Origin of the sequence: Rhodococcus sp. MH15 (genome assembly GCF_019266045.1) — a bacterium.
In the GTDB taxonomy this organism is placed as follows: Bacteria; Actinomycetota; Actinomycetes; order Mycobacteriales; family Mycobacteriaceae; genus Rhodococcus_F; species Rhodococcus_F qingshengii.
The window spans coordinates 617,541-639,847 of the sequence record NZ_LPNP01000080.1 but is presented as its reverse complement, the minus strand read 5'-3'; the positions used below and the strand labels follow the sequence as shown (position 1 = coordinate 639,847).

General features: G+C 62.0%; 21 protein-coding genes. 12 read left to right on the top strand and 9 right to left on the bottom strand.

Going from position 1 to position 22,307, the window contains the following annotated elements; all coding sequences use genetic code 11:
* Positions 1–5: 5 nt before the first annotated feature.
* The 5 genes from ATN37_RS25920 to hutG all read left to right on the top strand — a co-directional run bounded on the left by ATN37_RS25920 (position 6) and on the right by hutG (position 6,946).
* Positions 6–1,370, top strand: a complete 1,365-nt coding sequence (locus tag ATN37_RS25920; RefSeq protein ID WP_218695768.1) for an FAD-binding oxidoreductase — start codon at positions 6–8, stop codon at positions 1,368–1,370.
* A 203-nt stretch (positions 1,371–1,573) separates the two neighbouring features.
* On the top strand, positions 1,574–3,010 hold the full coding sequence (locus ATN37_RS25915; protein ID WP_003940251.1) for a cytosine permease: 1,437 nt from the start codon (positions 1,574–1,576) through the stop codon (positions 3,008–3,010).
* A 42-nt stretch (positions 3,011–3,052) separates the two neighbouring features.
* Positions 3,053–4,726, top strand: coding sequence for a urocanate hydratase (gene hutU / locus ATN37_RS25910; RefSeq protein WP_007732742.1), 1,674 nt, complete (start codon positions 3,053–3,055; stop codon positions 4,724–4,726).
* Positions 4,727–4,763: 37 nt separating this feature from the next.
* Positions 4,764–5,954: an imidazolonepropionase gene (hutI, locus tag ATN37_RS25905; protein WP_054187472.1), complete on the top strand. Its 1,191-nt coding sequence runs from the start codon at positions 4,764–4,766 to the stop codon at positions 5,952–5,954.
* Between the two features lie 23 nt (positions 5,955–5,977).
* The gene (hutG, locus tag ATN37_RS25900) at positions 5,978–6,946 is read left to right on the top strand and encodes a formimidoylglutamase (protein WP_042926100.1); all 969 of its coding nucleotides are present in this window, start codon (positions 5,978–5,980) and stop codon (positions 6,944–6,946) included.
* Here the strand turns inward: hutG and ATN37_RS25895 are convergent.
* Complete coding sequence (locus tag ATN37_RS25895; protein ID WP_054801486.1) at positions 6,943–7,596, bottom strand: TetR/AcrR family transcriptional regulator; 654 nt, start codon at positions 7,594–7,596, stop codon at positions 6,943–6,945. The genes hutG and ATN37_RS25895 overlap by 4 nt on opposite strands.
* A 110-nt stretch (positions 7,597–7,706) precedes the next feature.
* Between ATN37_RS25895 and ATN37_RS25890 the strand changes: the two genes are divergently transcribed.
* Positions 7,707–8,081, top strand: coding sequence for a nitroreductase family deazaflavin-dependent oxidoreductase (locus ATN37_RS25890; protein WP_064074271.1), 375 nt, complete (start codon positions 7,707–7,709; stop codon positions 8,079–8,081).
* Positions 8,082–8,090: 9 nt separating this feature from the next.
* On the opposite strand, the gene ATN37_RS25885 is transcribed toward ATN37_RS25890, so the two are convergent.
* The 4 genes from ATN37_RS25885 to ATN37_RS25870 form a co-directional block, all read right to left on the bottom strand.
* Positions 8,091–8,642 (bottom strand): TetR/AcrR family transcriptional regulator, encoded by a 552-nt coding sequence (locus ATN37_RS25885; protein WP_064074270.1) that lies wholly within the window; start codon positions 8,640–8,642, stop codon positions 8,091–8,093.
* Positions 8,643–8,669: 27 nt separating this feature from the next.
* Positions 8,670–9,356 (bottom strand): ABC transporter ATP-binding protein, encoded by a 687-nt coding sequence (locus ATN37_RS25880; RefSeq protein WP_003939803.1) that lies wholly within the window; start codon positions 9,354–9,356, stop codon positions 8,670–8,672.
* Positions 9,353–10,483 carry an ABC transporter permease gene (locus tag ATN37_RS25875; protein ID WP_030536958.1) on the bottom strand — a complete coding sequence of 377 codons (1,131 nt, stop codon included), beginning with the start codon at positions 10,481–10,483 and terminating at the stop codon, positions 9,353–9,355. The genes ATN37_RS25880 and ATN37_RS25875 overlap by 4 nt, the downstream gene beginning before the upstream one ends.
* 142 nt (positions 10,484–10,625) lie before the next feature.
* A complete protein-coding gene (locus tag ATN37_RS25870) occupies positions 10,626–11,576 on the bottom strand; it encodes a TauD/TfdA family dioxygenase (protein ID WP_054187475.1) in 951 nt (316 codons plus the stop codon).
* A gap of 175 nt (positions 11,577–11,751) precedes the next feature.
* Here ATN37_RS25870 and ATN37_RS25865 point away from each other — a divergent pair, with 175 nt between their 5' ends.
* A complete protein-coding gene (locus tag ATN37_RS25865) occupies positions 11,752–12,519 on the top strand; it encodes a MerR family transcriptional regulator (RefSeq protein ID WP_003940101.1) in 768 nt (255 codons plus the stop codon).
* A 78-nt stretch (positions 12,520–12,597) separates the two neighbouring features.
* Positions 12,598–14,154: an alpha/beta fold hydrolase gene (locus tag ATN37_RS25860; RefSeq protein ID WP_218695767.1), complete on the top strand. Its 1,557-nt coding sequence runs from the start codon at positions 12,598–12,600 to the stop codon at positions 14,152–14,154.
* Positions 14,155–14,156: 2 nt separating this feature from the next.
* On the opposite strand, the gene ATN37_RS25855 is transcribed toward ATN37_RS25860, so the two are convergent.
* The 3 genes from ATN37_RS25855 to ATN37_RS25845 form a co-directional block, all read right to left on the bottom strand.
* Positions 14,157–15,677, bottom strand: coding sequence for an AMP-binding protein (locus tag ATN37_RS25855; RefSeq protein ID WP_218695766.1), 1,521 nt, complete (start codon positions 15,675–15,677; stop codon positions 14,157–14,159).
* Between the two features lie 73 nt (positions 15,678–15,750).
* Positions 15,751–16,872 (bottom strand): DUF5938 domain-containing protein, encoded by a 1,122-nt coding sequence (locus ATN37_RS25850; protein ID WP_003940189.1) that lies wholly within the window; start codon positions 16,870–16,872, stop codon positions 15,751–15,753.
* Positions 16,873–16,927: 55 nt separating this feature from the next.
* Positions 16,928–17,731, bottom strand: a complete 804-nt coding sequence (locus ATN37_RS25845; RefSeq protein ID WP_007732778.1) for an SDR family NAD(P)-dependent oxidoreductase — start codon at positions 17,729–17,731, stop codon at positions 16,928–16,930.
* Between the two features lie 343 nt (positions 17,732–18,074).
* Here ATN37_RS25845 and ATN37_RS25840 point away from each other — a divergent pair, with 343 nt between their 5' ends.
* Entirely contained in the window at positions 18,075–18,677 is a 603-nt protein-coding gene (locus tag ATN37_RS25840) for a TetR/AcrR family transcriptional regulator (RefSeq protein ID WP_042448650.1), read from the top strand.
* Here ATN37_RS25840 and ATN37_RS25835 read toward each other — a convergent pair whose 3' ends face one another.
* The gene (locus ATN37_RS25835; protein WP_003940428.1) at positions 18,678–19,271 is read right to left on the bottom strand and encodes a TetR/AcrR family transcriptional regulator; all 594 of its coding nucleotides are present in this window, start codon (positions 19,269–19,271) and stop codon (positions 18,678–18,680) included.
* Between the two features lie 117 nt (positions 19,272–19,388).
* Here ATN37_RS25835 and ATN37_RS25830 point away from each other — a divergent pair, with 117 nt between their 5' ends.
* The 3 genes from ATN37_RS25830 (at position 19,389) to ATN37_RS25820 (ending at position 22,257) form a co-directional block, all read left to right on the top strand.
* On the top strand, positions 19,389–20,150 hold the full coding sequence (locus ATN37_RS25830; protein WP_218679992.1) for an enoyl-CoA hydratase-related protein: 762 nt from the start codon (positions 19,389–19,391) through the stop codon (positions 20,148–20,150).
* Between the two features lie 240 nt (positions 20,151–20,390).
* Positions 20,391–20,906, top strand: coding sequence for an OsmC family protein (locus ATN37_RS25825; RefSeq protein ID WP_007732784.1), 516 nt, complete (start codon positions 20,391–20,393; stop codon positions 20,904–20,906).
* A 37-nt stretch (positions 20,907–20,943) separates the two neighbouring features.
* Positions 20,944–22,257: a bifunctional o-acetylhomoserine/o-acetylserine sulfhydrylase gene (locus ATN37_RS25820; RefSeq protein WP_003939848.1), complete on the top strand. Its 1,314-nt coding sequence runs from the start codon at positions 20,944–20,946 to the stop codon at positions 22,255–22,257.
* The last annotated feature ends 50 nt before the right edge of the window (positions 22,258–22,307 follow it).

Sequence of the window (22,307 nt, the reverse complement as noted above, 5' to 3'; positions counted from 1 at the left end):
AAAGAATGTCCGTCCACGAACTTGCTCGGTCGATCGGTTCGAGTCGCCTGATCACCGACCCTGCGGTAATGGACTCGTACCGCCGTGACGAGGCCCATCTCGCCGAACCCGGCCATCCGGCAGCCGTCATGCTCGCCGAAACTGCGGCCGACATTTCCGACGCGCTGAAATGGGCTACTGCTCACCGTGTCCCGGTGGTAACCCGCGGTGCGGGAACCGGTTTGGCGGGCGGCGGGGCAGCCGTCGAGGGCTGCCTGGTCATCTCGACCACTCGCATGCGCTCGATTCTCGAGGTCAATCCGGACGATCAACTCGCTGTCGTGGAAGCCGGGGTGATCAACGCCGACATCAGTCGAGCAGCAGACGAGTACGGGCTGATGTACGCCCCTGATCCGAGCAGTTTCGAGATCTCCACGATCGGCGGAAACATCGCCACCAACGCCGGTGGACTGCGTTGCGTGAAGTACGGCGTCACCCGCGATTCAGTCCTGGGTCTCGAGGTTGTGCTCGCCGACGGTCGGATCGTGCGGACAGGCCGAAGGACCGTCAAAGGTGTTGCGGGATACGACTTGACCAGTCTTCTCGTCGGTTCGGAGGGAACACTCGGAGTCGTCACGAGTGCCACGCTGAAGTTGCAGCCCAAGCCCAAGAGAGCACCGGTCACCGTCGTCGGCAGTTTCGATTCTCTCCGCTCCGCAGCGGACGCAGTTACCGCGGTCGTTCGCGACGGGATCGGACCGAGCCTGCTGGAGCTGATCGATCGAGCAACGCTGCGCGCAGTCGACGACTGGAAACGAATCGGGTTGGAAGACAACACCGCCGCGATGCTGATCGCACAGGCCGACGGGGTCGATGCCGACGCAGCAGCCGCGGCGATGCAGAAACACTTCGAGAGGGCGGGCGCCGATTTTGTCGCCGTCTCGCAGGACGCGGCAGAAGCCGCACAGCTACTCGAGATTCGCCGACTCGCCTATCCGGCTTCCGAACGACTCGGGCAATGTCTCGTGGAAGACGTCGGGGTCCCGCGGTCGAAACTGCCCGACATGCTCGAGAGTATCGACCGAGCGGCCGCCGAGCACATGGTCAAGATCATGACTGTCGCGCATGCTGGTGACGGCAACGTCCATCCGACCTTCGTCTTCGACCGCGCTGCCGACGGCTCGGTCCCCGAAGCCGTGTGGACCGCCGCGGACGAGGTCTTCCGGCGTGCTCTCGAACTCGGCGGAACTCTGACCGGAGAGCACGGCGTCGGCGTTCTCAAGCGTCGCTGGCTCTCTCTCGAGCTCGGTGAGGACAGCATGCAACTGCACCGATCGATCAAGGCTGCCTTCGACCCGCTCGGAATCCTCAACCCGGGTAAGGGTTTCTGATTTCTCGCGCGGTGTTACACAGCATTTACGCGAAAACGGGTCCCGGGTATTGACGCCTGTATATACAGGCATATACATTTATCCGCAGTGACAGTGACCCAGCGCACAAAGCACAAGGCGCAAAGCACCAAGCACGAAGAAGGTGGGCAATACCCCGACGTCGATTCCGTCGCTCGACGGGCTCGCAGCAGAAAGACAGGCCTATGACTCACGATGGACCGGCCGAGGTCATCCTCACTCCGGAACGACGCACTATCGACGTCGTCCCGGATGCAGAACGACACGGCACCCCGCGCAGCCAGTTCACTCTCTGGTTCGGCGCCAACATGCAGATCACTGCAATCGTCGACGGCGCTCTCGCCGTCGTATTCGGCGCGGACGCCATCTGGGCGATCGTCGGACTTCTGATCGGCAACATCTTCGGTGGCGCTGTCATGGCGCTTCACTCCGCACAGGGCCCGCGTATGGGTCTCCCCCAGATGATCTCGAGTCGCGCCCAGTTCGGCGTCAAGGGAGCAGTCGTACCGCTTGTTCTCGTCATCCTGATGTACCTCGGCTTCGCTGCCACCGGCACCGTGTTGGCCGGACAGGCCGTCAACAAGATCCTGCACATCGACAGCCCCACCGTCGGCATCGTCGTCTTCGGTCTCCTCACCGCATTCGTCGCGGTCACCGGCTACAAGCTGATCCACATCGTCGGCAGGATCGCCACCGTCGTGGGCATCGTCGGATTCTCCTACCTGGCCGTTCGACTGTTCCTCGAGTACGACGTCGCCTCGTACGTCGGCATCAAGGGCTTCGACATAGTCACCTTCCTGCTCGCGATCTCGCTGGGTGCCGGTTGGCAGCTCACCTTCGGCCCGTACGTCGCCGACTACTCGCGTTACCTGCCGCGCAGCACTTCCGAGAGCACCACGTTCTGGTCGACGTTCCTCGGTAGTGTCATCGGATCGCAGTGGTCCATGACCTTCGGCGCTCTCGTCGCGGCCTGCGCCGGCGACGCGTTCCTGGGTAACCAGGTCGGCTTCATGGGAGATCTGGCCGGACCCGCTGCCATCGCCTTCCTGATCTACTTCGTCATCCTGGTCGGCAAGCTGACGGTGAACGTGCTCAACGCCTACGGCGGATTCATGTCGATCCTGACCACCGTCACCGCCTTCAACGGACAGTCTCGAATCTCGAGCACCGCGCGCACCCTCTACATCCTCGGTTTCACTGCGGTCTCGGTCTTGATCGCCATCGCCGCCAGCGCCGACTTCCTGGACAACTTCAAGAACTTCGTCCTGGTGTTGCTGATGGTGTTCACGCCGTGGAGTGCGATCAATCTGATCGACTACTACCTGATCTCCAAGGAACGCATCGACATTCCGGCGCTGTACGACGTCAACGGTCGATACGGAGCATGGAACTTCACCGCATTGGCTTGCTACGCCGCCGGCGTTCTCGCCCAGATCCCGTTCCTCGCCCAGAAGATGTACACCGGCCCCGTCACGGACATGCTCGGCGGCGCCGACATCTCGTGGCTCGTCGGCATCGTGTTCACCGGGCTGATCTATTACCCACTCGCCAAGCGCACGAGCAATCCCCCTTCGTCGATGATCTACCCCGATCACACCGCGATGACCGACTCTCGCGTCTGATCCCCCAACGTCTTTCGAACTTCAGCAAGCTAGGAGAACACAATGGAAATCAGCACCCCCGGCCACGAGCCGCGCCCCGTCCGCGCTCCCCGCGGCCCCGAGCTCACGACGCTCGGTTGGCAGCAGGAGGGTGCCCTGCGCATGCTCATGAACAACCTCGACCCCGATGTTGCCGAGCACCCGGACAGCCTCGTCGTCTACGGCGGAACCGGTCGCGCAGCGCGTAGTTGGGCTGCCTTCGACGCCATGGTCGCCACGCTGAAGACGCTGAAGAACGACGAGACCATGCTGGTGCAGTCCGGCAAGCCGGTCGGTGTCTTCCGCACCAACGAGTGGGCACCGCGAGTGCTGATCGCTAACTCCAACCTGGTCGGTGACTGGGCGAACTGGGAAGAGTTCCGCCGTCTCGAAGACCTCGGCCTGACCATGTACGGCCAGATGACCGCAGGCTCCTGGATTTACATCGGCACCCAGGGAATCCTGCAGGGTACGTACGAGACCTTCGGCGCCATCGCGAAGAAGCGCTACAACGGCTCACTCGCCGGAACGATCACCCTCACTGCGGGTCTCGGCGGCATGGGCGGCGCTCAGCCTCTCGCCGTCACTATGAACGACGGCGTCGCGATCTGCGTCGACTGCGACATCACCCGCATCGACCGTCGTATCGCCCACAAGTACCTCGACACCAAGGCAGACAGCATCGAGCACGCGCTCGAACTGGCGACCGCGGCACGCGATGCCAAGAAGCCGCTCTCCATCGGCCTCGAAGGCAATGCGGCAGAGATCTTCCCGGCGCTGCTGGAGATGAAGGCCCCCATCGACATCGTGACCGACCAGACCTCGGCGCACGATCCCCTCGCCTACCTGCCGATCGGCATCGACTTCGGCGACATGAAGACCATGTCGGAGAAGGATCCGCAGAAGTTCACCGAAGATTCCCGCAACGCGATGGCCGCACACGTCAAGGCCATGGTCGGATTCATGGACGCCGGCGCCGAGGTATTCGACTACGGCAACTCCATCCGCGACGAGGCCCGCAAGGCCGGCTACGACCGTGCATTCGACTTCCCCGGATTCGTTCCCGCCTACATCCGTCCGCTCTTCGAAGAAGGCCTCGGCCCCTTCCGCTGGGCAGCGCTCTCGGGTGATCCCAAGGACATCGAGGCCACCGACAAGGCCATCCTCGAACTCTTCCCCGAGAACGAGCACCTGCGCCGCTGGATCACCATGGCCGGCGAAAAGGTTGCCTTCGAAGGCCTTCCGGCTCGCATCTGCTGGCTCGGATACGGTGAGCGCCACCTCGCCGGCCTCAAGTTCAACGAGATGGTGGCCTCGGGCGAGCTCTCCGCACCGATCGCCATCGGCCGCGATCACCTCGACTCCGGATCGGTCGCCTCGCCGTACCGCGAAACCGAATCGATGATCGACGGGTCCGACGCGATCGCCGACTGGCCGCTGCTCAACGCCCTGGTCAACACCGCGTCCGGCGCTTCGTGGGTTTCACTTCACCAAGGCGGCGGCGTCGGTATGGGACGCTCCATCCACGCGGGACAGGTGTGCATCGCCGACGGCACCGAACTCGCAGCCAAGAAGCTCGAAGCAGTTCTCACCAACGATCCCGGGATGGGTGTCATCCGGCATGCGGATGCAGGATACGACCACGCCATCGACACGGCAGCCACCCGCGGCGTCCGCATCCCGATGACCGAGAACTGAAACAGCTTCACCACCTCACCCTGAGTTAGGAATTACATTGACCACGAATGGTTCTCGAACCACCGTTCTGACCAACATCGGAACTCTCGTCACCAATGACCCGACTCTGGGTGAGGGCAAGCTCGGCGTACGACACGACGCGGCAATCGTTTTCGACGACGGCGTTGTTGCTTGGGTCGGCGATTCCGCCGACGCCCCGGCTGCCGATATCGGTCAGGATATCGGCGGTCGGGCCCTGCTCCCCGGATTCGTGGAGAGTCACTCGCACCTGGTGTTCGGTGGCGAGCGGGCCGAGGAATTCGCAGCTCGCATGGCGGGCGAGAAGTACGCCGCCGGCGGTATTCGCAACACCATCGAAGCGACGCGCTCGGCCACCGACGAACAATTGCAGGCCAATGTTCGACGCCTACTCGACGAATCCCTGCGCTCGGGCAGCACAACCGTCGAATGCAAGACCGGATACGGGCAGAACACCGAGAGCGAACTACGCAGCGCACTGATCGCCGGACAGTTCACCGACGAGGTCACACTGCTGGCCGCCCACGTTCCACCACCCGAATATGCCGGTCGCGTCGATGACTACGTCGCCATGGCGTGCGACGAGATGATCCCTGCCTGTGCGCCACACGCGAAGTGGATCGACGTCTTCTGCGAACGAGGGGCGTTCAACCGCGAACAGGCACATGCAGTCCTGAGCGCAGGCGTCGCCGCTGGACTGATCCCCCGTGTCCACGGCAATCAACTCGGCGAAGGGCCAGGAGTTCAACTCGCCGTCGAGATGGGAGCCGCGTCCGTCGATCACGTCACCTACGTCACCGCCGAGGACATCGACGCCCTGGCTCAGAGTTCCACCGTCGCAACACTGTTGCCAGGTGCCGACTTCTCCACCCGCAACAAGTACCCCGACGCCCGCGCACTGCTGGACGCCGGCGTCACCGTAGCTCTCGGCGCCGACTGCAATCCCGGCACCTGCTACACCACCAGCCTCCCGTTCTGCATAGCAATTGCGGTGCGAGACATGCACATGACACCCGCCGAGGCAGTCTGGGCAGCCACTGCAGGAGGCGCCCGGGCGCTGCAGCGCACCGACGTCGGAACCCTTTCTCTCGGAACACGTGCCGACGCCATCGCGCTCGATGCACCGTCGTACCTCCACCTCGCCTACCGCCCGGGCGTCCCTCTGGTGCGCGAGGTCTGGAAAAACGGCGCACTCGCCACAAGCTACTGAAATACACTCACCGGGAGGCCGTCGTGGCACATCAGATCGCAGTCGACATCGAACCCAAGCCGTGGACCGGGCGCTCCGACGGCACCACTGCCGAGCATCTGCGGTGGCATCATGCCGTGCAACCGTATTCAGCCGAAACAGCTCCCGGCGACTGTGTTCTGATCGGATTCTCCAGCGACGAAGGAGTCCGCCGCAACAAGGGCCGCCGCGGTGCCGCGGATGGCCCCGACGCTTTGCGAGCCGGGTTGGCTTCCATGGCGCTGGCCGAACCACTGCAGATTCAGGACGCGGGAACCGTTGCCGTGTCGGGTGAAGAACTCGAGGCCGGTCAGGCCGCACTCGGGAACGCCGTCAGCGCTGCGCTTGATTCGGGACACTTCCCCGTGGTTCTCGGGGGAGGACACGAAATCGCCTACGGTACATACCTCGGCGTCGCGGGCTCCGAGTTGCGAACCGCTGGAGCCAAACTCGGAATCCTCAACTTGGATGCGCACTTCGACCTGCGGGGCGATCCGATACCCAGCTCCGGCACACCCTTTCGTCAGATCGCCGAGGACGAAGCCGCGGCAGGCACCTCGCATCAGTACAGCGTGATCGGAATCAGCCAACCGAGCAACACCACGGCACTGTTCGACACGGCTCACCGCCTCGGTGTTCGCTATCTGCTCGACGAAGAATGCGGAGCGATCGGCCGAGGCGTCGTGGATCAGTTCCTCGCAGACTTCCTCGACGACGTCGATCTGGTCTACCTGACCATCGACCTCGATGTCCTGCCTGCAGCTGTGGCGCCGGGCGTCAGCGCACCTGCGGCCTACGGAGTCAGCCTCGAAACCATCCAATACGTATGTGACCGAGTCACGTCCAGCGGAAAACTCGCGGTTCTCGATGTCGCCGAACTGAACCCGAGCCTAGACGTCGACAATCGCACTGCCCGAACGGCTGCTCGTCTGATCCACCGGATAGTCACGAAGCACGTGCCGGTTCAGCGCTAGCCTCGGCGCGCCTCGAGCGCATCGAGGATGAGATCGAGACCGTAGGCGAACTCATTCGTGTGGTCGTAATCAGGACTCAGACCGTGATCGACGATCATCTCGTGAAGGAAGGGCAACTCTTCAGCCGGAAGGCGCTCGAGGATGTCACTCGCAACTTCTTCGACGTCGCCGGGTGCGCTCATCGGTAGATTCGCCTCCTGGAGAACATATCCGCCGATATAGCTGTCGATCAGCGAGGCTCCGTGCGCGGCCATCGGGAGTGTGAACCCGGCCTTCCGGAGGACTCCGAGCACAGCGTCGAGATGACGCAGGGTCGCCGAGCCAGGGCTGCGTCGCGAATCCAGCAGACCGAGAGCCCAACGGTGCTGCGACAGGACTCTGCGAGCGGAATAGGCGCGTCCACGGATTGCGTCTCGCCAATCCACACACTCACTGTCGGGCAGGTCGATCGCCTCGAAGACCGCATCGACGACGCCGTCGAGAATCGCATCTTTGTTGGGCACGTGGTGGTAGAGCGACATCGCCTCGATGCCCAGCTCCTGAGCCACCCGTCGCATCGTGACGGCCTCGACACCACCCGCGTCGGCAACGCGGATCGCACCCTCGATTACGCGAGTCCTGTTCAGCAACTGTCGCGGCTGCCGTGACACACAGACTCCCCTCCGAGGAACGAATACGTTGACAACCTTACATCCGTAAGTCACCCTTACAGGTGTAAGTCAGCCTTACGCTCGTAAGGCGCTCGCGAAGGGAGATTGCAATGCCGATGCCGAGATGGTGGGGACATGTCAACAAGCGAGTGTTCAATCCTCGCGCGATCTCGAGCGGGAAATGGCCGGTACTGACACACGTCGGACGTACATCCGGCACGACCTACCGGACACCTCTCGACGCCTATCCGGTCGAGGGTGGCTACGTCTTCATTCTGGTGTACGGATCAGGCTCGGACTGGGTGCAGAACGTCTTGAAAGCGGGAAGTGCTCGACTGTCGGTCGACGAGACGGAGGTGCGCCTTGGCGCCCCGCGCCTCGTCGCGAAAGACGAAGCATTTCAAGCACTTTCCTCAGACGTCTCCCAACCCCCGAGGCTGCTCCGCATCACCGAGTACCTTCGGATGGATCTGATTACGGCCTGAGGCTGCCATTCACGCGAGGACCTCACGCACGGCGGACCTGACTTCGTCCATGCTGCAACCGGATTCGATCAGTTCAGTACCCGTATGCACCAGCGAGTTGATCAACTTGGCGGTGAGCTTCGGGTCCGACACGCCACGGAGACGGAGGGCCTCGACCAGAGGAAGCACAAGACTGTCGTGCATTTCCATGATCCGCGAATCTCGAAACATTTGCGGGGTCAGCGTCGCCAGCGCTCCGACTATCGCATGCTCCCCGTCGGCAACCAGTTGGAGGTTTGCCTCGACGTACGCCCATACCGGATCGTCTGCGCCTGCCATCGCCTCGACGATCTTGTCGTTCCAGCGCGGGAACATGTCTTCGACGACGGCACTGAGGAGATCTTCCCGGGACCGGAAGTAGTGGTAGGCACTCGACCTGGCGAGCCCTGCCTTCGCTGCCACCTCACCGAGCCCCGGCGGCCGGTCCGGGGCCTCGGACAGAAGAGCGTGTGCAGCGTCGAGGAGGGCACGGCGCTGAGCAGCACGATGCTCGACCACAGTGGGCGCATCGATCCTCGGCACCGAATCTCCTCCAGTCCCCTCGCGGGCTTACTCGCTCTGACGCAACCGACCGTCAACCATTTCGAGGATGCGGTCGCAGTGCCCGAGCACGTCGTGATCGTGGGTCACCATGATCGTAGCGACGCCTGCCTCGTGAGTTTCGCGCGAGAGCAGTTCGACCACCTCATGGCTGCGTTTGCGGTCGAGAGCAGCCGTCGGCTCGTCGACGAGCAGTAGCGAGGGATTGCTCATCAATGCCCGAGCGATACCGACGCGCTGGCGTTCACCGCCGGAGAGTTGACCGGGTCGACGATCTGCACGGTGACTCATACCGACCGAGTCGAGCAACTCCTCGGGATCGCGACCCGGCCGCCCCGTGAGCTTGGGAATCAGCCGAAGCTGATCGCGCGCCGTCAGCGCTGGAATCAGGTTGCCGGACTGAAAGACGAAGCCGACCTTGTCTCGTCGAAGTTTGGCGAGAGCACGGGCCGGCATCGCCGACACGTCCACGCCGTCGATGACAATCGTTCCACTCGACGGCCGACCGAGTCCGCCGGCCACAGCGAGCAAGCTCGACTTTCCAGCGCCTGACGGTCCGACGATCGCGACAAGTTCGCCGCACGAGACCTCCAGGTTCACGTTGTCGAGGGCGAGCACGGTGGAGTCACCGTCACCGAATCGAAGACTGACAGCGGTCAATACCAATCCGGTTGTGGTCTTTTCGACTGTGGTCATCGGTTTTCTCCCAATGCGGTGAGCGGGTTGACACGGGTAACACGGACGATGGCAACGGCTGCGCCGACCAGCCCGAGTACCGCCAAGAGCACTGCGCCGTTGACGACTGGGCCGGACTCGAGGGCGAACGGCATCCCCCCGCCTTCGAGCCCCGAACCGAGCCCCAAGCCCAGCAACACACCGAGGCCGATGGAACCAAGCAGCACTACCAGTGCCTGCGCCATGCCGTCACGAAGCAGGAAGCCGGTAGAGGCTCCCATCGCGCGCAACACTGCGAGTTCACGACCGCGCTGAACCGTCCAGATACTGAAGAATGCACCGACCACCAGGGCCGAAATCGCGTACAGAAACGCCTTGATCATCGACATAGTCATCATTTCCGCGGAGAACCCTGGTGAGGAGTCGAAAGATTCCTCGAGCGTCTTTGCGGACGTTCCCGCCGCCGCATCGCCCGACACGAGATCCGGTAACGCGCCACCAATGCCCCGAATCGCAACAACACTTGCTTCGGAATAGGCACTGGCATTGGCGGTTTCGCCGATCTTGGCACCGGCGTGAACCTCCTGCCAAGTACGCAGGGGCAGGTAGGCGACGTCGACGTGACCGAAAGTGCGCTTGTCTTCGGTGAATCCGACAACTGTCAGCTCCGTACCGAGTCGATCGAGTATCACGGTGTCACCGATCGCAACACCGTCGTCACGGAAGGTAGAGCTGACGATGATGTCCGTGTCGGCTTGCAGCCCCCTCCCGTCGGCGGAGACGGGCTCGAGGAAGGAGCCAGGTTCGATGCCGAAGAGCGTGAGATCGACAGGCGTGCCACTGCGAGTTTTTGCATTGACGATCATGTTGCCGAAGAGCTCGGCATCTTGGACATCGGGTTGCATACGCCATGCCTGCGCCTGCTCCTCGGTGACGACCGAGCGCGAAAACGCTGAGTCGGCTTTGGTGTCCGGTGCGAAGGCAAACGCCTGAATCGGCGTCCGCTGCAAAGCGGAGACACCGTCATTTACCAGTCCGGACGAGAGGCCGGACAGAATCACCATCAGGATCGAGATGAGGGCAACCACGGCACCCATCAAGAGGAATCGATTTCGCGCAAACCACAGTTCACGCAGGGCGAGGAACATTCGGGAAGCTCCAAAGTCGTCGATACGAGTCACGCCGACTTTTATCGACGCCTTGTCGAAATCATATCGACAAGGCGTCGAAAAACTATGTGAGGTGCGTTACTACTTCCCGTAGTAGACACTCGAGGCGCTGAGCGTCGTATCAGCCCCCGACGCCCACCGGTCGATCCCCGACAATCGAGATTCGATCCATCACACGACGAGCCGGGAAGTAGTCACTGGCCGCGTAGTGCTGGCAGGTCCGATTGTCCCAGAAGGCAACAGTATTCGGCTCCCACTTCAAACGGACCTGAAATTCCGGACGATTGACGTGGCGATACAGCATCGTGAGAAGTTCGTTCGATTCTTCTTCTGACACACCCAAGATCCGTTGCGTGAAGGTCATGTTGACGAACAACACCCGCCTGCCACTTTCCGGAATGATCCGAACCACCGGATGCTGCACAGCGGGGAACTTCGGACGCAACATCTCGACCGCATCCACCGGCATCGACCTGCCGAACGAGTTGATCCAATCGTGTTCTGCAACAAGCGGGTCGATACGCTTCTTGATGTCTTCAGGAAGCAGATCGTAGGCAGCTGCAGTATCGGCCCACAAAGTGTCACCACCCACCTCCGGCACCTCGACCGCACGAAGAACTGCTGCGAACGAAGGAAACTCGTGCCACGTAACGTCGTTGTGCCAGTTGTTCTCGACTCCGCCGACCATCGCATCCTTCGCCAGTGTCGTGACATCGACGTCCGTCTGCCCGGGCTGCGTGTACTTGAAGAACGGATGCTGTTCGAGATCGCCCCAACGCTCGGCAAAAGCTCGATGTTCCGCTCGGTCGAGGTCCTGATCGCGGAAGAAGAGGACTTTCCATTCGAGGAGAGCTCGGCGGAGTTCCGCAATCACGGCATCAGACAGGCCCCCGCCGAGTCGAATACCGGAGATTTCCGCTCCGATCGTCGGCGCGACCGCCTTGACCGCAAAGTGTTCGTACGGTGCCGGAACTACCGACTCGGGATTCCGGCGAGCAACGAGTGGACCGTACGCAGCAAGCGGGTCGGTGGGGATCGGAAAGATTGTTGCCGCAGGAAAAAGGGTAGCCATCAGGGCACTTCCTCGAAATCGACGATGTCGTAAAGGACAAAAGTCAGATTAAGTCCGCCTCCTTAAAGTGTCAACGGTCACGTTCTCCGGCGCGAATCTTGACCCTGACGCCGCGTCAAGGTTGGAGAATGGTTTTCACAGACGGAATCCGATTCGATCACGGGAGGGCAGGGCGATGATGACCATCGGCGAGCTGGCCAAATTGGCCGGCACCACCGTCAGGTCCGTGCGCTACTACCACTCGAACGGCCTTCTCGAAGAACCACAACGCCAACCCAACGGCTACCGCATGTACCGGGCGGTGGACCTGGCACGACTGAGTCGCATCCGCCGCCTGCGCGATCTGGGGATTCCTGTTGCCAAGATCGCCGAACTACTCGACGGCGACGCTCACGACACTCGGTCCGCACTCGATGCCCTCGACAAGGAATTGGCGACGAAGGCCGAACAGATCGCTGTTCAGCGTGCGCACATCGAGTCGCTACGCCGCAATGCCGATCCTGAACTACCCGACGCGTTTTCGGAAGTGCTCGCACAGTACGTCGTTGCCGGTGCGCCGACAGCGTGGATCGACAACGAGCGTGAACTTCTGATCCTCGCACTCACGGTCTCCGGGGGCGATCCCGAGGTCTGCGATTCACTCCTGTCCGCCCATCGCCGGGTATTGGCCGAGCCGAACCGCGAGCAGGCCATCGAATTGATAACTCGCATGTATGCCCTCGCCGACGCACCGGCTGACGCGGACACGATTGCGGCCCTTGCCATTCAGTTCTGCGACTTCACCGAGAGCGTGCTACCCGAACAGGCTGCACCGGAGGACGCTTCCCCCACCCGGCTGGTAGCGGTACTGCGCGAACACCAAGCGGATCGACGAACCGTCACCCAGGAAAGATTCGCGAAGGCTGTGGCCGCGGAGTTCGCCGCCCGTCAATCCCGCCTCTGAAAAACCCTGATTGACCCCCACATTCGAAGTGGGGTGACCAACACTGCCCGAAAATGGGCTCAACGCAAGGACACGACAATGACTGGATTCACCATGCCCAGATCACGCATGCCTCGATCACGAAGGTGGCTGGCTACCACAATCGCCGCTGCCGCGCTCGCCGTACCGGCATTGGCGGCGTGCTCGGATCCTGCTACTCCGCAGGAAGATCCACAATCGAATCTCAGCGCGTTCTACGAACAGGATCTCGAGTGGGGGCCATGCGCCACAGACGCCGGAACGTCGACCGCAAGTGAATGCGCCATGGTCACAGTACCTTTGGACTATTCCGTCCCTGACGGCAAAACGATCGAAGTGGCGATCTCGCGGGTCGCGTCCACCGACCCCGCACAGCGACGAAGGATCCTGCTCACCAACCCTGGTGGCCCGGGTGGCCGAGGACTGGGATTGCCCGAGATTCTGAATGCGGGCATGACACCGGAAGTCGCAGCGGCATACGACGTCATCGGCATGGACACCCGAGGACTCGGCAAGAGCACACCGATCGACTGCGGCGTCGAACAGATGACATGGATGCGGTCGCCGGGCACCACGGACGAGGGATGGAACGAAAGTGTTGCGCTCGCACGCGAGGCCGCTGACACATGCTGGGACAAGTACCCGGACTATCTGCCACACATCAATACTCAAAACATCGCCCGCGACCTCGACGTGATTCGTGGCGCCCTCGACCAGGAGAAGGCGTCGTACTTCGGGTGGTCGTACGGCACATACCTCGGTGCAACCTATGCTCAAATGTTCCCGGACAGGATCGACCGTGTGGTTCTCGACAGTGCACCGGATCCGAAGAAATACGGATACGAGATGTTCCAGGACATGGGCCCGGCCAACGAGAAAGCGATCGACGGATTCTCGCAGTGGGCAGCAGAACACAACTCCACCTATGCACTCGGATCGACGCCCGCCGAAGTTCGCGCCCTCATCGAGAAGCTGATCTCGGACGCGGCCACCACTCCGATACAGATCGGTGATCATGCCGTCGACGATCACGTCCTTCCATTCCTGATGTACGTCAACGGAACCGGCGACACCGAGAAGGAAAGTGAGGCATTCGCACAGGTATTGGTTCAGTTGCGCGATCTCGCCGCAGGCAAGACCGTCGAGAACATCCATCCCCAGCTGACGAGATTGATGCAGGCATGGTTCCAGACCGAACTGGGAACCGGTCCTGACTATGCCGGGACAATCGCCATCGTCTGCGGAGACGTATCGATGCCGAGCGATCCCCAGTGGTACCGCAACAAGTTGGAGGAGCACCGTGATGATCAGCCGATCTTTGCCGGCACACACAACACGATCATGCCGTGCGCGTTCTGGCGCAGTGAGGCCCCTACGCGGATCGACATCGACAACAACGTTCCGGCATTGCAGATCCAGGCAACCGGTGACACCCGCACGACGTACGACGAAGGCCTCGGCATGCATGAAGCGATGAAAGGCTCACGGCTCGTGACAGTTCCAGGCCGCACTCATGCGGTGTTCCCGGGCTACGCGAATACTTGCGCGAACGCCGCCGTCAACTCGTACCTGCTCGACGGCTCACTGCCGGCCGAAGACGTGGTGTGCGAGTCGTGACCTCAGCCCGTCAGCTCGCTCTTGATCTCGTTCTTGAGAACTTTGCCGACCTTGGAGCGAGGTAGATCGTCCCAGACGATGACTTGCTTCGGAGTCTTCACACTTCCGATGCGAGCCTTCACGAAAGCCATCACCTCGGCGCCGTCGATGTCGGCGCCGAGGTGCGGTTGCACCACTGCCACAACGCGTTCGCCCCACTTGTCGTCCGGCAACCCGATCACTCCGCAGTCCTGAATCCCCGGATACGCCATGAGTGCCTGCTCCACCTCGACCGAATAGACGTTGAAACCGCCGGTGATGATCATGTCCTTCGCACGGTCGACGATGAACAGGAAATTGTCCTCGTCCAGGTACCCGATATCGCCGGTGTGATGCCAGCCGTGGGCTGACGCTTCCGCGGTTGCGTCGGGGTTCTTGTAATAACCCGCCATCACCAACGAACTGCGAATCACCACCTCACCACGCTCGCCATGTCCGAGCAGCGCGCCTTTGTCATCCATGATTCCCACGGTCACCAGCGGCGACGGTCGACCCGCCGACGAAAGTCGTGACGTTGCGACAGTGCCGTCCGAGCCGAAGTGCTCCTTCGGTGACATCGTCGAGATCATCATGGGGGCTTCACTCTGCCCGAACAGCTGAGCCATGACCGGGCCGATCTTGTCGATCGCCTCCGCGAGTCTGGTCGGGGAGATCGGCGCCGCTCCGTACCAGAAGCATTGCAGCGAGCTGAGATCCGTGGCCGACAGGGCCTCGTGCTCGAGCAGCATGTAGATGAGCGTCGGCGGCAGGAAGGTGTGAGTCACCTTGTGCTTCTGAATGTTCGCGAGGAAGTACCCGAGATCGGGCTTCGGCATGATCACCACTTCGCCGCCGAGGGCCATGATCGGGAAGCACAGAACACCGGCGGCGTGAGTCAACGGTGCCAGCGCCAGATACACCGGGCACCCCTCGAACGGATAACTCATCAAGGTGATTGCGGTCATCGTCTCGATGTTGTGCCCGGTCAACATCACTCCCTTTGGCCGTCCAGTTGTACCACCGGTGCCGACCAGCATGGTGACGTCGTCGGGCGCAGCGACGTCGAGTTCGTCTTCCCCGAGCCAGCTTTCGAGGGACTGTGCCGATTCCGATTCGCCGTCGATGCAGACGAGCGTCACCAACTGGGGAAGCGCATCCTTGATCTGGTCGACTAGCGGCGCATAGGACTTCGGGAAGAACAGAGCGCGACAATCGAACAGATCCAACAGGTCTCGGTTTTCCGCAGCTTCGTTGCGAGGGTTGATCGGGCACCAGACTGCACCAGCCCTACTGATACCGAATACGCAGGAGAACGAGATCGGGTCGTTGCCGGACAGAATCGCGACCTTTTCGCCCGCCGCGATGCCCGAAGCCGCGAGCGAAGCTGCGAAGCGTCGGCTGAACTGTTGCACCTCGCCGTAGGAGAGAGTGCGCTCCCCCATCGTCAAACACGGTGCAGTGGAACCAAGAGAGGCTCCCTTGTCGAGATAGTCGGTCAAACGCATGGGGAGCCTCCAGGGCGGGGCTCCCGGCGTGCTACACGCCGGGAGCCGTGAACATGATGACGAGGACGACGAGTTAGGCGTTGATGGTTACTTCCGGCTCCAGAGCCAGCCCGAAACTACGTAGCGCGCCGAGCAGTTCGCGATGGCCGAACGCCTGGCAAGCCGAGGCAAGCCCGGTCCGCTTCGGCGCCTGCTGGAGCAGAGAATGCGCTGCATAGGCGTGCAGGAGGCCCGTCTGCTTGTAGTTACAGTTTCCGTGGATCACGACGTGCGAGCGACCCAGCGGGCCCGACGCGTAGACGGAGTCGAGTGAGGTGTTGATGCGCGGATTTTCACGAGGGGGCATACCGGCCTGAACCGATCCGGCGATCTCGGCCAAGGCGGCTTCCTGCTCGTCGGCGGGCAGGGTCTTGATCTGCTCCTCCACGATCTTCTGCGTCGCGACAACGCCTTCCATCACGGTGCGGTCGAACACTCCGCCCGCAGCCTTGACGTTGGAAACTCGCGGATCGTTCTTGAACCACACCGGGTGGCATGTTCCGCCCCACGGCAATGCAAGCGCAGTTTCGTGCTGGCCGGGAACGACGACGTCGAAAGTCTGGCCGGGCGCCCACTGCACGTACTTGTTCTGCTCGAGGTAGTACCAGTTTGCCTTGAGGATGGTGAAGATCGTCTGAGTGGACGCGTAGGTGGGAAATCCCTTCCACAGCACGAGGATGTCGAGCGTATCGAGCCCCGGCGTTTCCAGTGCGATATTGGCCGCGATCTCACCGGTGGTGTACATCTGCGCGATACCGGGCGAGAGAAGCAGGCCCTTCTCCTGATACTTGTCGCTGAACTTCTCCTGGACGTCGAGTACCCAGTCCTGCTCACCGGTGGTATCCATGTAGTGGCAACCGGCATTCAACGCAGCCTCGACGACGGTCCCGCCGAGCTTGATGAACGGCCCGACCATGTTGCTGACAACCTGTGCACCGGTGAACAATTCGGTGAGAGCCTCGACCGTGTGCTCGACCTCGACGACCTCGTGATCGACGGTGTCCAAACCAGGGATCTTGTCGAGGACCTCTTGGATGCGAGCGGCGTCGCGGCCGGCTGCGATGAACGGGATGTTGAACTCGCGCAGGTATTCACACACCAGACGGCCGGTGTACCCGGAGACGCCGTAAACGATGACGGGCTTCTTTTCGGACATGTTCGTGGAACCTTTCGAAGACGTGAGAAGGGTGTACGTACGAATGAAGGGCGAGTTACATGCCCATGCCACCGTCGACCGGTAGGCCGATTCCGGTGATGAATCGCGCGGCGTCGGAGGACAAGAACACAACGGCGTCAGCCATGTCGTTCACTTCACCGAGGCGGCCGAGCGGGGTGAGGCCGATGACGTCTCCGACTGCTGCTTCGGCGCTGGGCCAGAGACCGAGCTTCTCCATGTCCGCCGCGAGTCCGAGACCCATCTCCGTGGCGACAAGACCCGGGTAGATGCAGTTGACGCGGACTCCGTAGCCGAGCTTGCCCGACTCGGCGGCGGCAACTCTGGTGAAGCGATCGACCGCGGACTTGGTCGCGGAGTATCCACTGATCCCGGGAAACGGAATGGTTGCGGCCACTGAAGAGATGTTGATGACGGAACCGCCGGTTCCGGCTACGCCACCCGGACGCATGCTGCGCAGTCCGTGTTTGGTTCCGAGCGCTGTTCCGAGGATGTTGACCTCACACATACGGCGGATGTCGTTCGGATCGAGGTCGACCACCAGCGAGGAAATCTCGATGCCTGCGTTGTTGACGAGGATGTCGAAGCCGCCGAGAGTCTCCGCGGTGGCGGCGACTGCCTCTTCCCAGTTGGCATCGTCGGTGACGTCCAGCTTTACGAAGCCGGTTTTGACTCCGCCCGAACCAACAGCCTCTGCGGTGGCACGACCCTCGTCTTCGAGAACGTCGCCGATCATCACTGACGCCCCCGCCTTCGCCAACGCCTCAGCCATTCCGGCTCCGAGCCCCTTGGCACCACCTGTGACCAGTGCTTTTCGTCCCTCGAGATCAAACACGCTCATTTTCGACTGCCTCCATGACTGAAACGACTCTCGCGATGCCACCGTTCACAGCGACGCTGCCAAGTGGTGTGAGTCACAGAGTATTCAACTTTGGACGAGTGTCAAGAGAAATCTTGACGACTGTCAAGATTTTGTTACACGCTCGTCCAAGACCAGGGGTTACACTGATTCGGACGCGGTGATCGTGCCGCTGTGGAAACCGCAGGGAACAGGACGTGCCATCGTGACCACGACAGTCGAGAAGCCTAGTGAGGCAGGGAAAAAGGCTGCACCTAGCTCACCGGGCCAGCAGTCCGACTCCGCGAAGCGGTCCGACTCCGCCAAGCGGTCCAACGCAGACAAGGTGTCGCGTCGCCAGGTCGACAAATTCTCCGAGCGACGTGATCAACTCGCCGAGGCCGCACTGCAAACCCTGGCCGAATTGGGCTACGCACGCACGAGCCTGCGCGAAATCGCCCAGAATTCGGAGTTCTCCCACGGCGTCCTGCACTACTACTTCAGCGACAAGGTCGATCTCATCACCCACTGCGTGCGCCACTACAAGGCACGCTGCGTCACCCGCTACGACGGCATCGTCGCCACCGCGAAGACACCGGAGGAACTGAAAACCGGTTTCGGCGCACTGCTCGCCGAGACCATGATCGAAGAACCCACGATGCACCGCCTCTGGTACGACCTGCGCGCGCAGTCGATGTTCGAGGAGTCGTTCCGAGCCGACGTCGCCGCGATCGACGAGAGTCTCGAAAACATGATCTGGCGCATTGTTTCTCGCTACGCCGAGCTTCTCGACGTAGAGGCATCGGTCACCTCGGCGGCGATGTACGCAATCTTCGACGGCCTGTTCCAGCAGAGCCTGCTGCGCCATCTGTCCGGCGATCAGACTGCCGCAAACTATCTTTCGGAGAGCGTCCAGCAGATGCTGCCCCTGGTAGTGCCCACTCCCTGATCAGCGAGCAGCGATGCCTTCCGCGACGTACCTGGCTCCGCGATCGAATTCTCCGACCACGTCGTAATCGGCGTCTTGCCGCCAGAAGCGGACCAACGCTCCGTACGTACCACCGATCATCTGTGCGAGAAAGAGCGGCGGGTAGTCCGATCTCACTTCGCCGGCTTCGATACCGGCAGTGACGATCCGGAGAAGTTCCACGTGGAACCGATGATCGTGGGCCGCCCCCGCTCCGGAGGAGGCGAAGTCGCGCTCGAGTTCTGCAGTCACCATGCGCAGATAGCGCGGGTGCATGATCGCTTGCTGCGCAAAGTCCTGAAAAATCCGGGAGATCCGATCAGAAGTCGGCATCGGCGATTCCATGAGCTGATCCACCAGTGCCGCGAGCTGATCGAGATGATCACTGTGCAACGCCTCGAGAACCGAGTCCTTGCCCTGGAAGTAATTGAAGAAGGTGGCTCGCGACACCTCGGCTCGCTCGGCGATGTCGTCGACGGTCGTGCTGGCGAAACCCTGCGCCGAGAACAGAATTCGAGCAGCCGAGAGCAACCTGTCGTTGGTGTCGCGCTTGTTCTGTTCTCGTTTGGAAATCACGTCGACCTGCCCTTCTCCGCCTCAGAACACAGTCTTCGCCACAGTCCGGAATGTGTCCAATGTCCGTCCCGTCAGGTGACGCACCTCCGCCTCCGATAGGTGGACTACAGTCCAATTATGTCGACTGTTTCCACCGAACGCCATGACCGCGTTCTCATCGTCAGGATCGAACGCGAAGAACGCCGTAACGCGATCAACCGTGAGACTGCCGAGGGAATCGAAGCCGCGCTGAATCTTCTCGACGACGACCCTGATCTGTGGGTCGGCATCATCACCGGAACCCCCAACATCTTTTGCGCCGGAACCGATATCCGAGAGCGGGCCGACCTTCGCATGCCTCGCGGCGGTGAGTACGGCGTCATTCGGCGCCGGCGGAACAAGCCCCTGATCGCTGCAGTCGAGGGCTACGCGCTTGGTGGCGGTTTCGAAATCGCACTGGCCTGCGATCTGATCGTCGCCTCTGCCACAGCGCAATTCGGCCTTCCCGAAACCAAACGCGGTCTGGTTGCGACGTCCGGCGCACTCTTTCGGGCTCCTCGCGCGCTTCCGATCAACGTCGCCCGTGAACTCTTGATCACCGGCCGCACACTCGATCCCGAACGGGCAAAGGACCTCGGCGTCGTCAATGCAGTCACTGCCCCTGGTAAGACACTCGACGAGGCACTGGTGATGGCAGCGGAGATCTGCGAGTCCTCCCCCACCTCCGTGAGTCTGAGCCTGAAGGCCATCGAGGCTCTCTACGCCGACGCCGACGCCGACGGATGGAAGGTCACCGACGACGCCAAGGACGCAGTGTTGCGCTCTCCGGACATCGCCGAAGGACTCGACGCTTTCGCCACTCGTCGGACACCCCGATGGAGCGGACTGCCGCCCGCATGACAGACCACAATCCGAGACAGATTTCCTATACGTCTGGTCGGAAAGGGTATGAACCGGTTACAGTCTCTCCTGTGACGGGAATCGGCGCATACGAGACGGGCACGCTGCTGACGCGGCGGCGCCATGTCGACTTTGCGCATGTCTGTACATCCGGGTGTCCGATCTACTGATCGGACCTACGACGTGAGCGCCGCTCACGTCGATACTCGTATGTACACCCAGATCAGGGGACATTCTGTCATGACCACCGCCTCCATCTCACACCTGAGTTCCGTCGTAGCAGCCAACGCCGACGCCATCGACAAAGACGCCAGCAAAGCGCACGTCGTATTCAAGGCTTCCGCCCAGGCGCACGACGCCGTTGCCAGCACCATTTCTCTCGGTAAGTACAGCGTCGAGGTCGACGAGCCGCCGGCCCTCGGCGGCGAGAACACCGCAGCCAATCCTGTCGAGTACTACCTTGCTTCCCTGCTCTCCTGCCAGGTGGTCACCTACCGCGTCTGGGCGGACAAACTCGGTATCGCTCTCGACGACATCTCGGCCAGAGCCGAAGGTGACCTCGACGTTCGTGGATTCTTCGGCTTCGACGACGCCGTCCGCCCGGGATTCTCCGAGGTCCGCGTGGTCGTCACCCTGACCGGCCCCGAAACCCGCGAGCGCTACCTGGAACTGCAGGAAACGGTCGACGCACACTGCCCCGTACTCGATCTCACCCGCAATCCCGTCCCAGTGCATACAGTCGTCGAAACCGCCTGACCCGCACCAACCCACCTTCACCACGGAGTATGAATTCATGAGCGAGAACACCCCCGTCGATACCGATCCGACCGCCGATTGGTCGTTCGAAACCAAGCAGGTCCACGCCGGACAGGGCCCGGACAGCGCTACCAACGCTCGGGCGCTTCCGATCTACCAGACCACCAGCTACGTCTTCGACAACACCGACCATGCGGCGGCGCTCTTCGGCCTCGCCGAGCCGGGCAACATCTACACCCGCATCATGAACCCGACGCAGGACGCCGTCGAGCAGCGCATCGCCGCCCTCGAAGGCGGAGTCGCGGCTCTGCTGGTTGCGTCCGGTCAGGCCGCCGAATCCTTCGCGATCCTCAACCTCGCCGAGGCCGGGGACCACATCGTCTCAAGCCCTCGCCTGTACGGCGGCACGTACAACCTCTTCCACTACACGCTGCCCAAGCTCGGTATCACCGTCGACTTCGTCGAGGACCCGGACAACCTCGATCACTGGCGTGAGGCAATCCGTCCGAACACCAAGGCGTTCTACGGCGAAACCATCTCCAACCCCAAGAACGACGTGTTCGACATCCCCGGCATCAGCGCAGTCGCCCATGAGCACGGCATCCCACTGATCGTGGACAACACGGTCGCAACTCCGTATCTCATTCAGCCGCTGAAGCACGGCGCCGACATCGTCGTCCACTCCGCCACCAAATACCTTGGCGGACACGGCACCGCGATCGCCGGCGTCATCGTCGACGGTGGCACCTTCGACTGGACCCAGGGACGCCACACCAACTTCACGACCCCCGACCCCAGCTACCACGGCGTCACCTTCGCCGATCTCGGCGCACCCGCCTACGCCCTCAAGGCACGCGTTCAGCTTCTGCGCGACCTCGGCTCGGCCATCGCACCGTTCAACGCCTTCCTCATCTCGCAGGGTATCGAGACACTGAGCCTGCGCATCGAGCGCCACGTGTCCAACGCCCAGAAGGTCGCGGAATTCCTCGAGGGCCGCGCCGAGGTCACGTCGGTCGCGTACGCCGGACTGGAATCCTCGCCCTGGCACGAGCGCGGAAAGCAGCTGGCTCCCAAGGGAACCGGCGCCATCGTCGCGTTCGAGCTCGCCGGTGGAGTCGACGCAGGCAAGAAGTTCGTCAACGCACTGACGTTGCACAGCCACGTCGCCAACATCGGTGACGTTCGCTCACTCGTCATCCACCCCGCGTCGACGACGCACTCGCAGCTCACCCCCGAGGAGCAGCTCGCTTCGGGCGTCACCCCGGGGCTCGTCCGCCTTGCGGTCGGCATCGAAGGGATCGACGACATTCTCGCCGACCTCGAAACCGGTTTGGCCGCAGCAGCTTCCTGATCTATCGCACGAAAAAGCTCGGCCCCGATATGCCATTGGGACCGAGCTTT

What these genes read in the sequence shown, in the direction of transcription:
- ATN37_RS25920 (WP_218695768.1), top strand. Translation starts at nt 6, where the DNA reads ATGTCCGTCCACGAACTTGCTCGGTCGATCGGTTCGAGTCGCCTGATC.
- ATN37_RS25915 (WP_003940251.1), top strand. Translation starts at nt 1,574, where the DNA reads ATGACTCACGATGGACCGGCCGAGGTCATCCTCACTCCGGAACGACGC.
- hutU (WP_007732742.1), top strand. Translation starts at nt 3,053, where the DNA reads ATGGAAATCAGCACCCCCGGCCACGAGCCGCGCCCCGTCCGCGCTCCC.
- ATN37_RS25890 (WP_064074271.1), top strand. Translation starts at nt 7,707, where the DNA reads ATGCCGATGCCGAGATGGTGGGGACATGTCAACAAGCGAGTGTTCAAT.
- ATN37_RS25880 (WP_003939803.1), bottom strand. Translation starts at nt 9,356, where the DNA reads ATGACCACAGTCGAAAAGACCACAACCGGATTGGTATTGACCGCTGTC.
- ATN37_RS25875 (WP_030536958.1), bottom strand. Translation starts at nt 10,483, where the DNA reads ATGTTCCTCGCCCTGCGTGAACTGTGGTTTGCGCGAAATCGATTCCTC.
- ATN37_RS25870 (WP_054187475.1), bottom strand. Translation starts at nt 11,576, where the DNA reads ATGGCTACCCTTTTTCCTGCGGCAACAATCTTTCCGATCCCCACCGAC.
- ATN37_RS25865 (WP_003940101.1), top strand. Translation starts at nt 11,752, where the DNA reads ATGATGACCATCGGCGAGCTGGCCAAATTGGCCGGCACCACCGTCAGG.
- ATN37_RS25860 (WP_218695767.1), top strand. Translation starts at nt 12,598, where the DNA reads ATGACTGGATTCACCATGCCCAGATCACGCATGCCTCGATCACGAAGG.
- ATN37_RS25855 (WP_218695766.1), bottom strand. Translation starts at nt 15,677, where the DNA reads ATGCGTTTGACCGACTATCTCGACAAGGGAGCCTCTCTTGGTTCCACT.
- ATN37_RS25850 (WP_003940189.1), bottom strand. Translation starts at nt 16,872, where the DNA reads ATGTCCGAAAAGAAGCCCGTCATCGTTTACGGCGTCTCCGGGTACACC.
- ATN37_RS25845 (WP_007732778.1), bottom strand. Translation starts at nt 17,731, where the DNA reads ATGAGCGTGTTTGATCTCGAGGGACGAAAAGCACTGGTCACAGGTGGT.
- ATN37_RS25830 (WP_218679992.1), top strand. Translation starts at nt 19,389, where the DNA reads ATGTCGACTGTTTCCACCGAACGCCATGACCGCGTTCTCATCGTCAGG.
- ATN37_RS25825 (WP_007732784.1), top strand. Translation starts at nt 20,391, where the DNA reads ATGACCACCGCCTCCATCTCACACCTGAGTTCCGTCGTAGCAGCCAAC.
- ATN37_RS25820 (WP_003939848.1), top strand. Translation starts at nt 20,944, where the DNA reads ATGAGCGAGAACACCCCCGTCGATACCGATCCGACCGCCGATTGGTCG.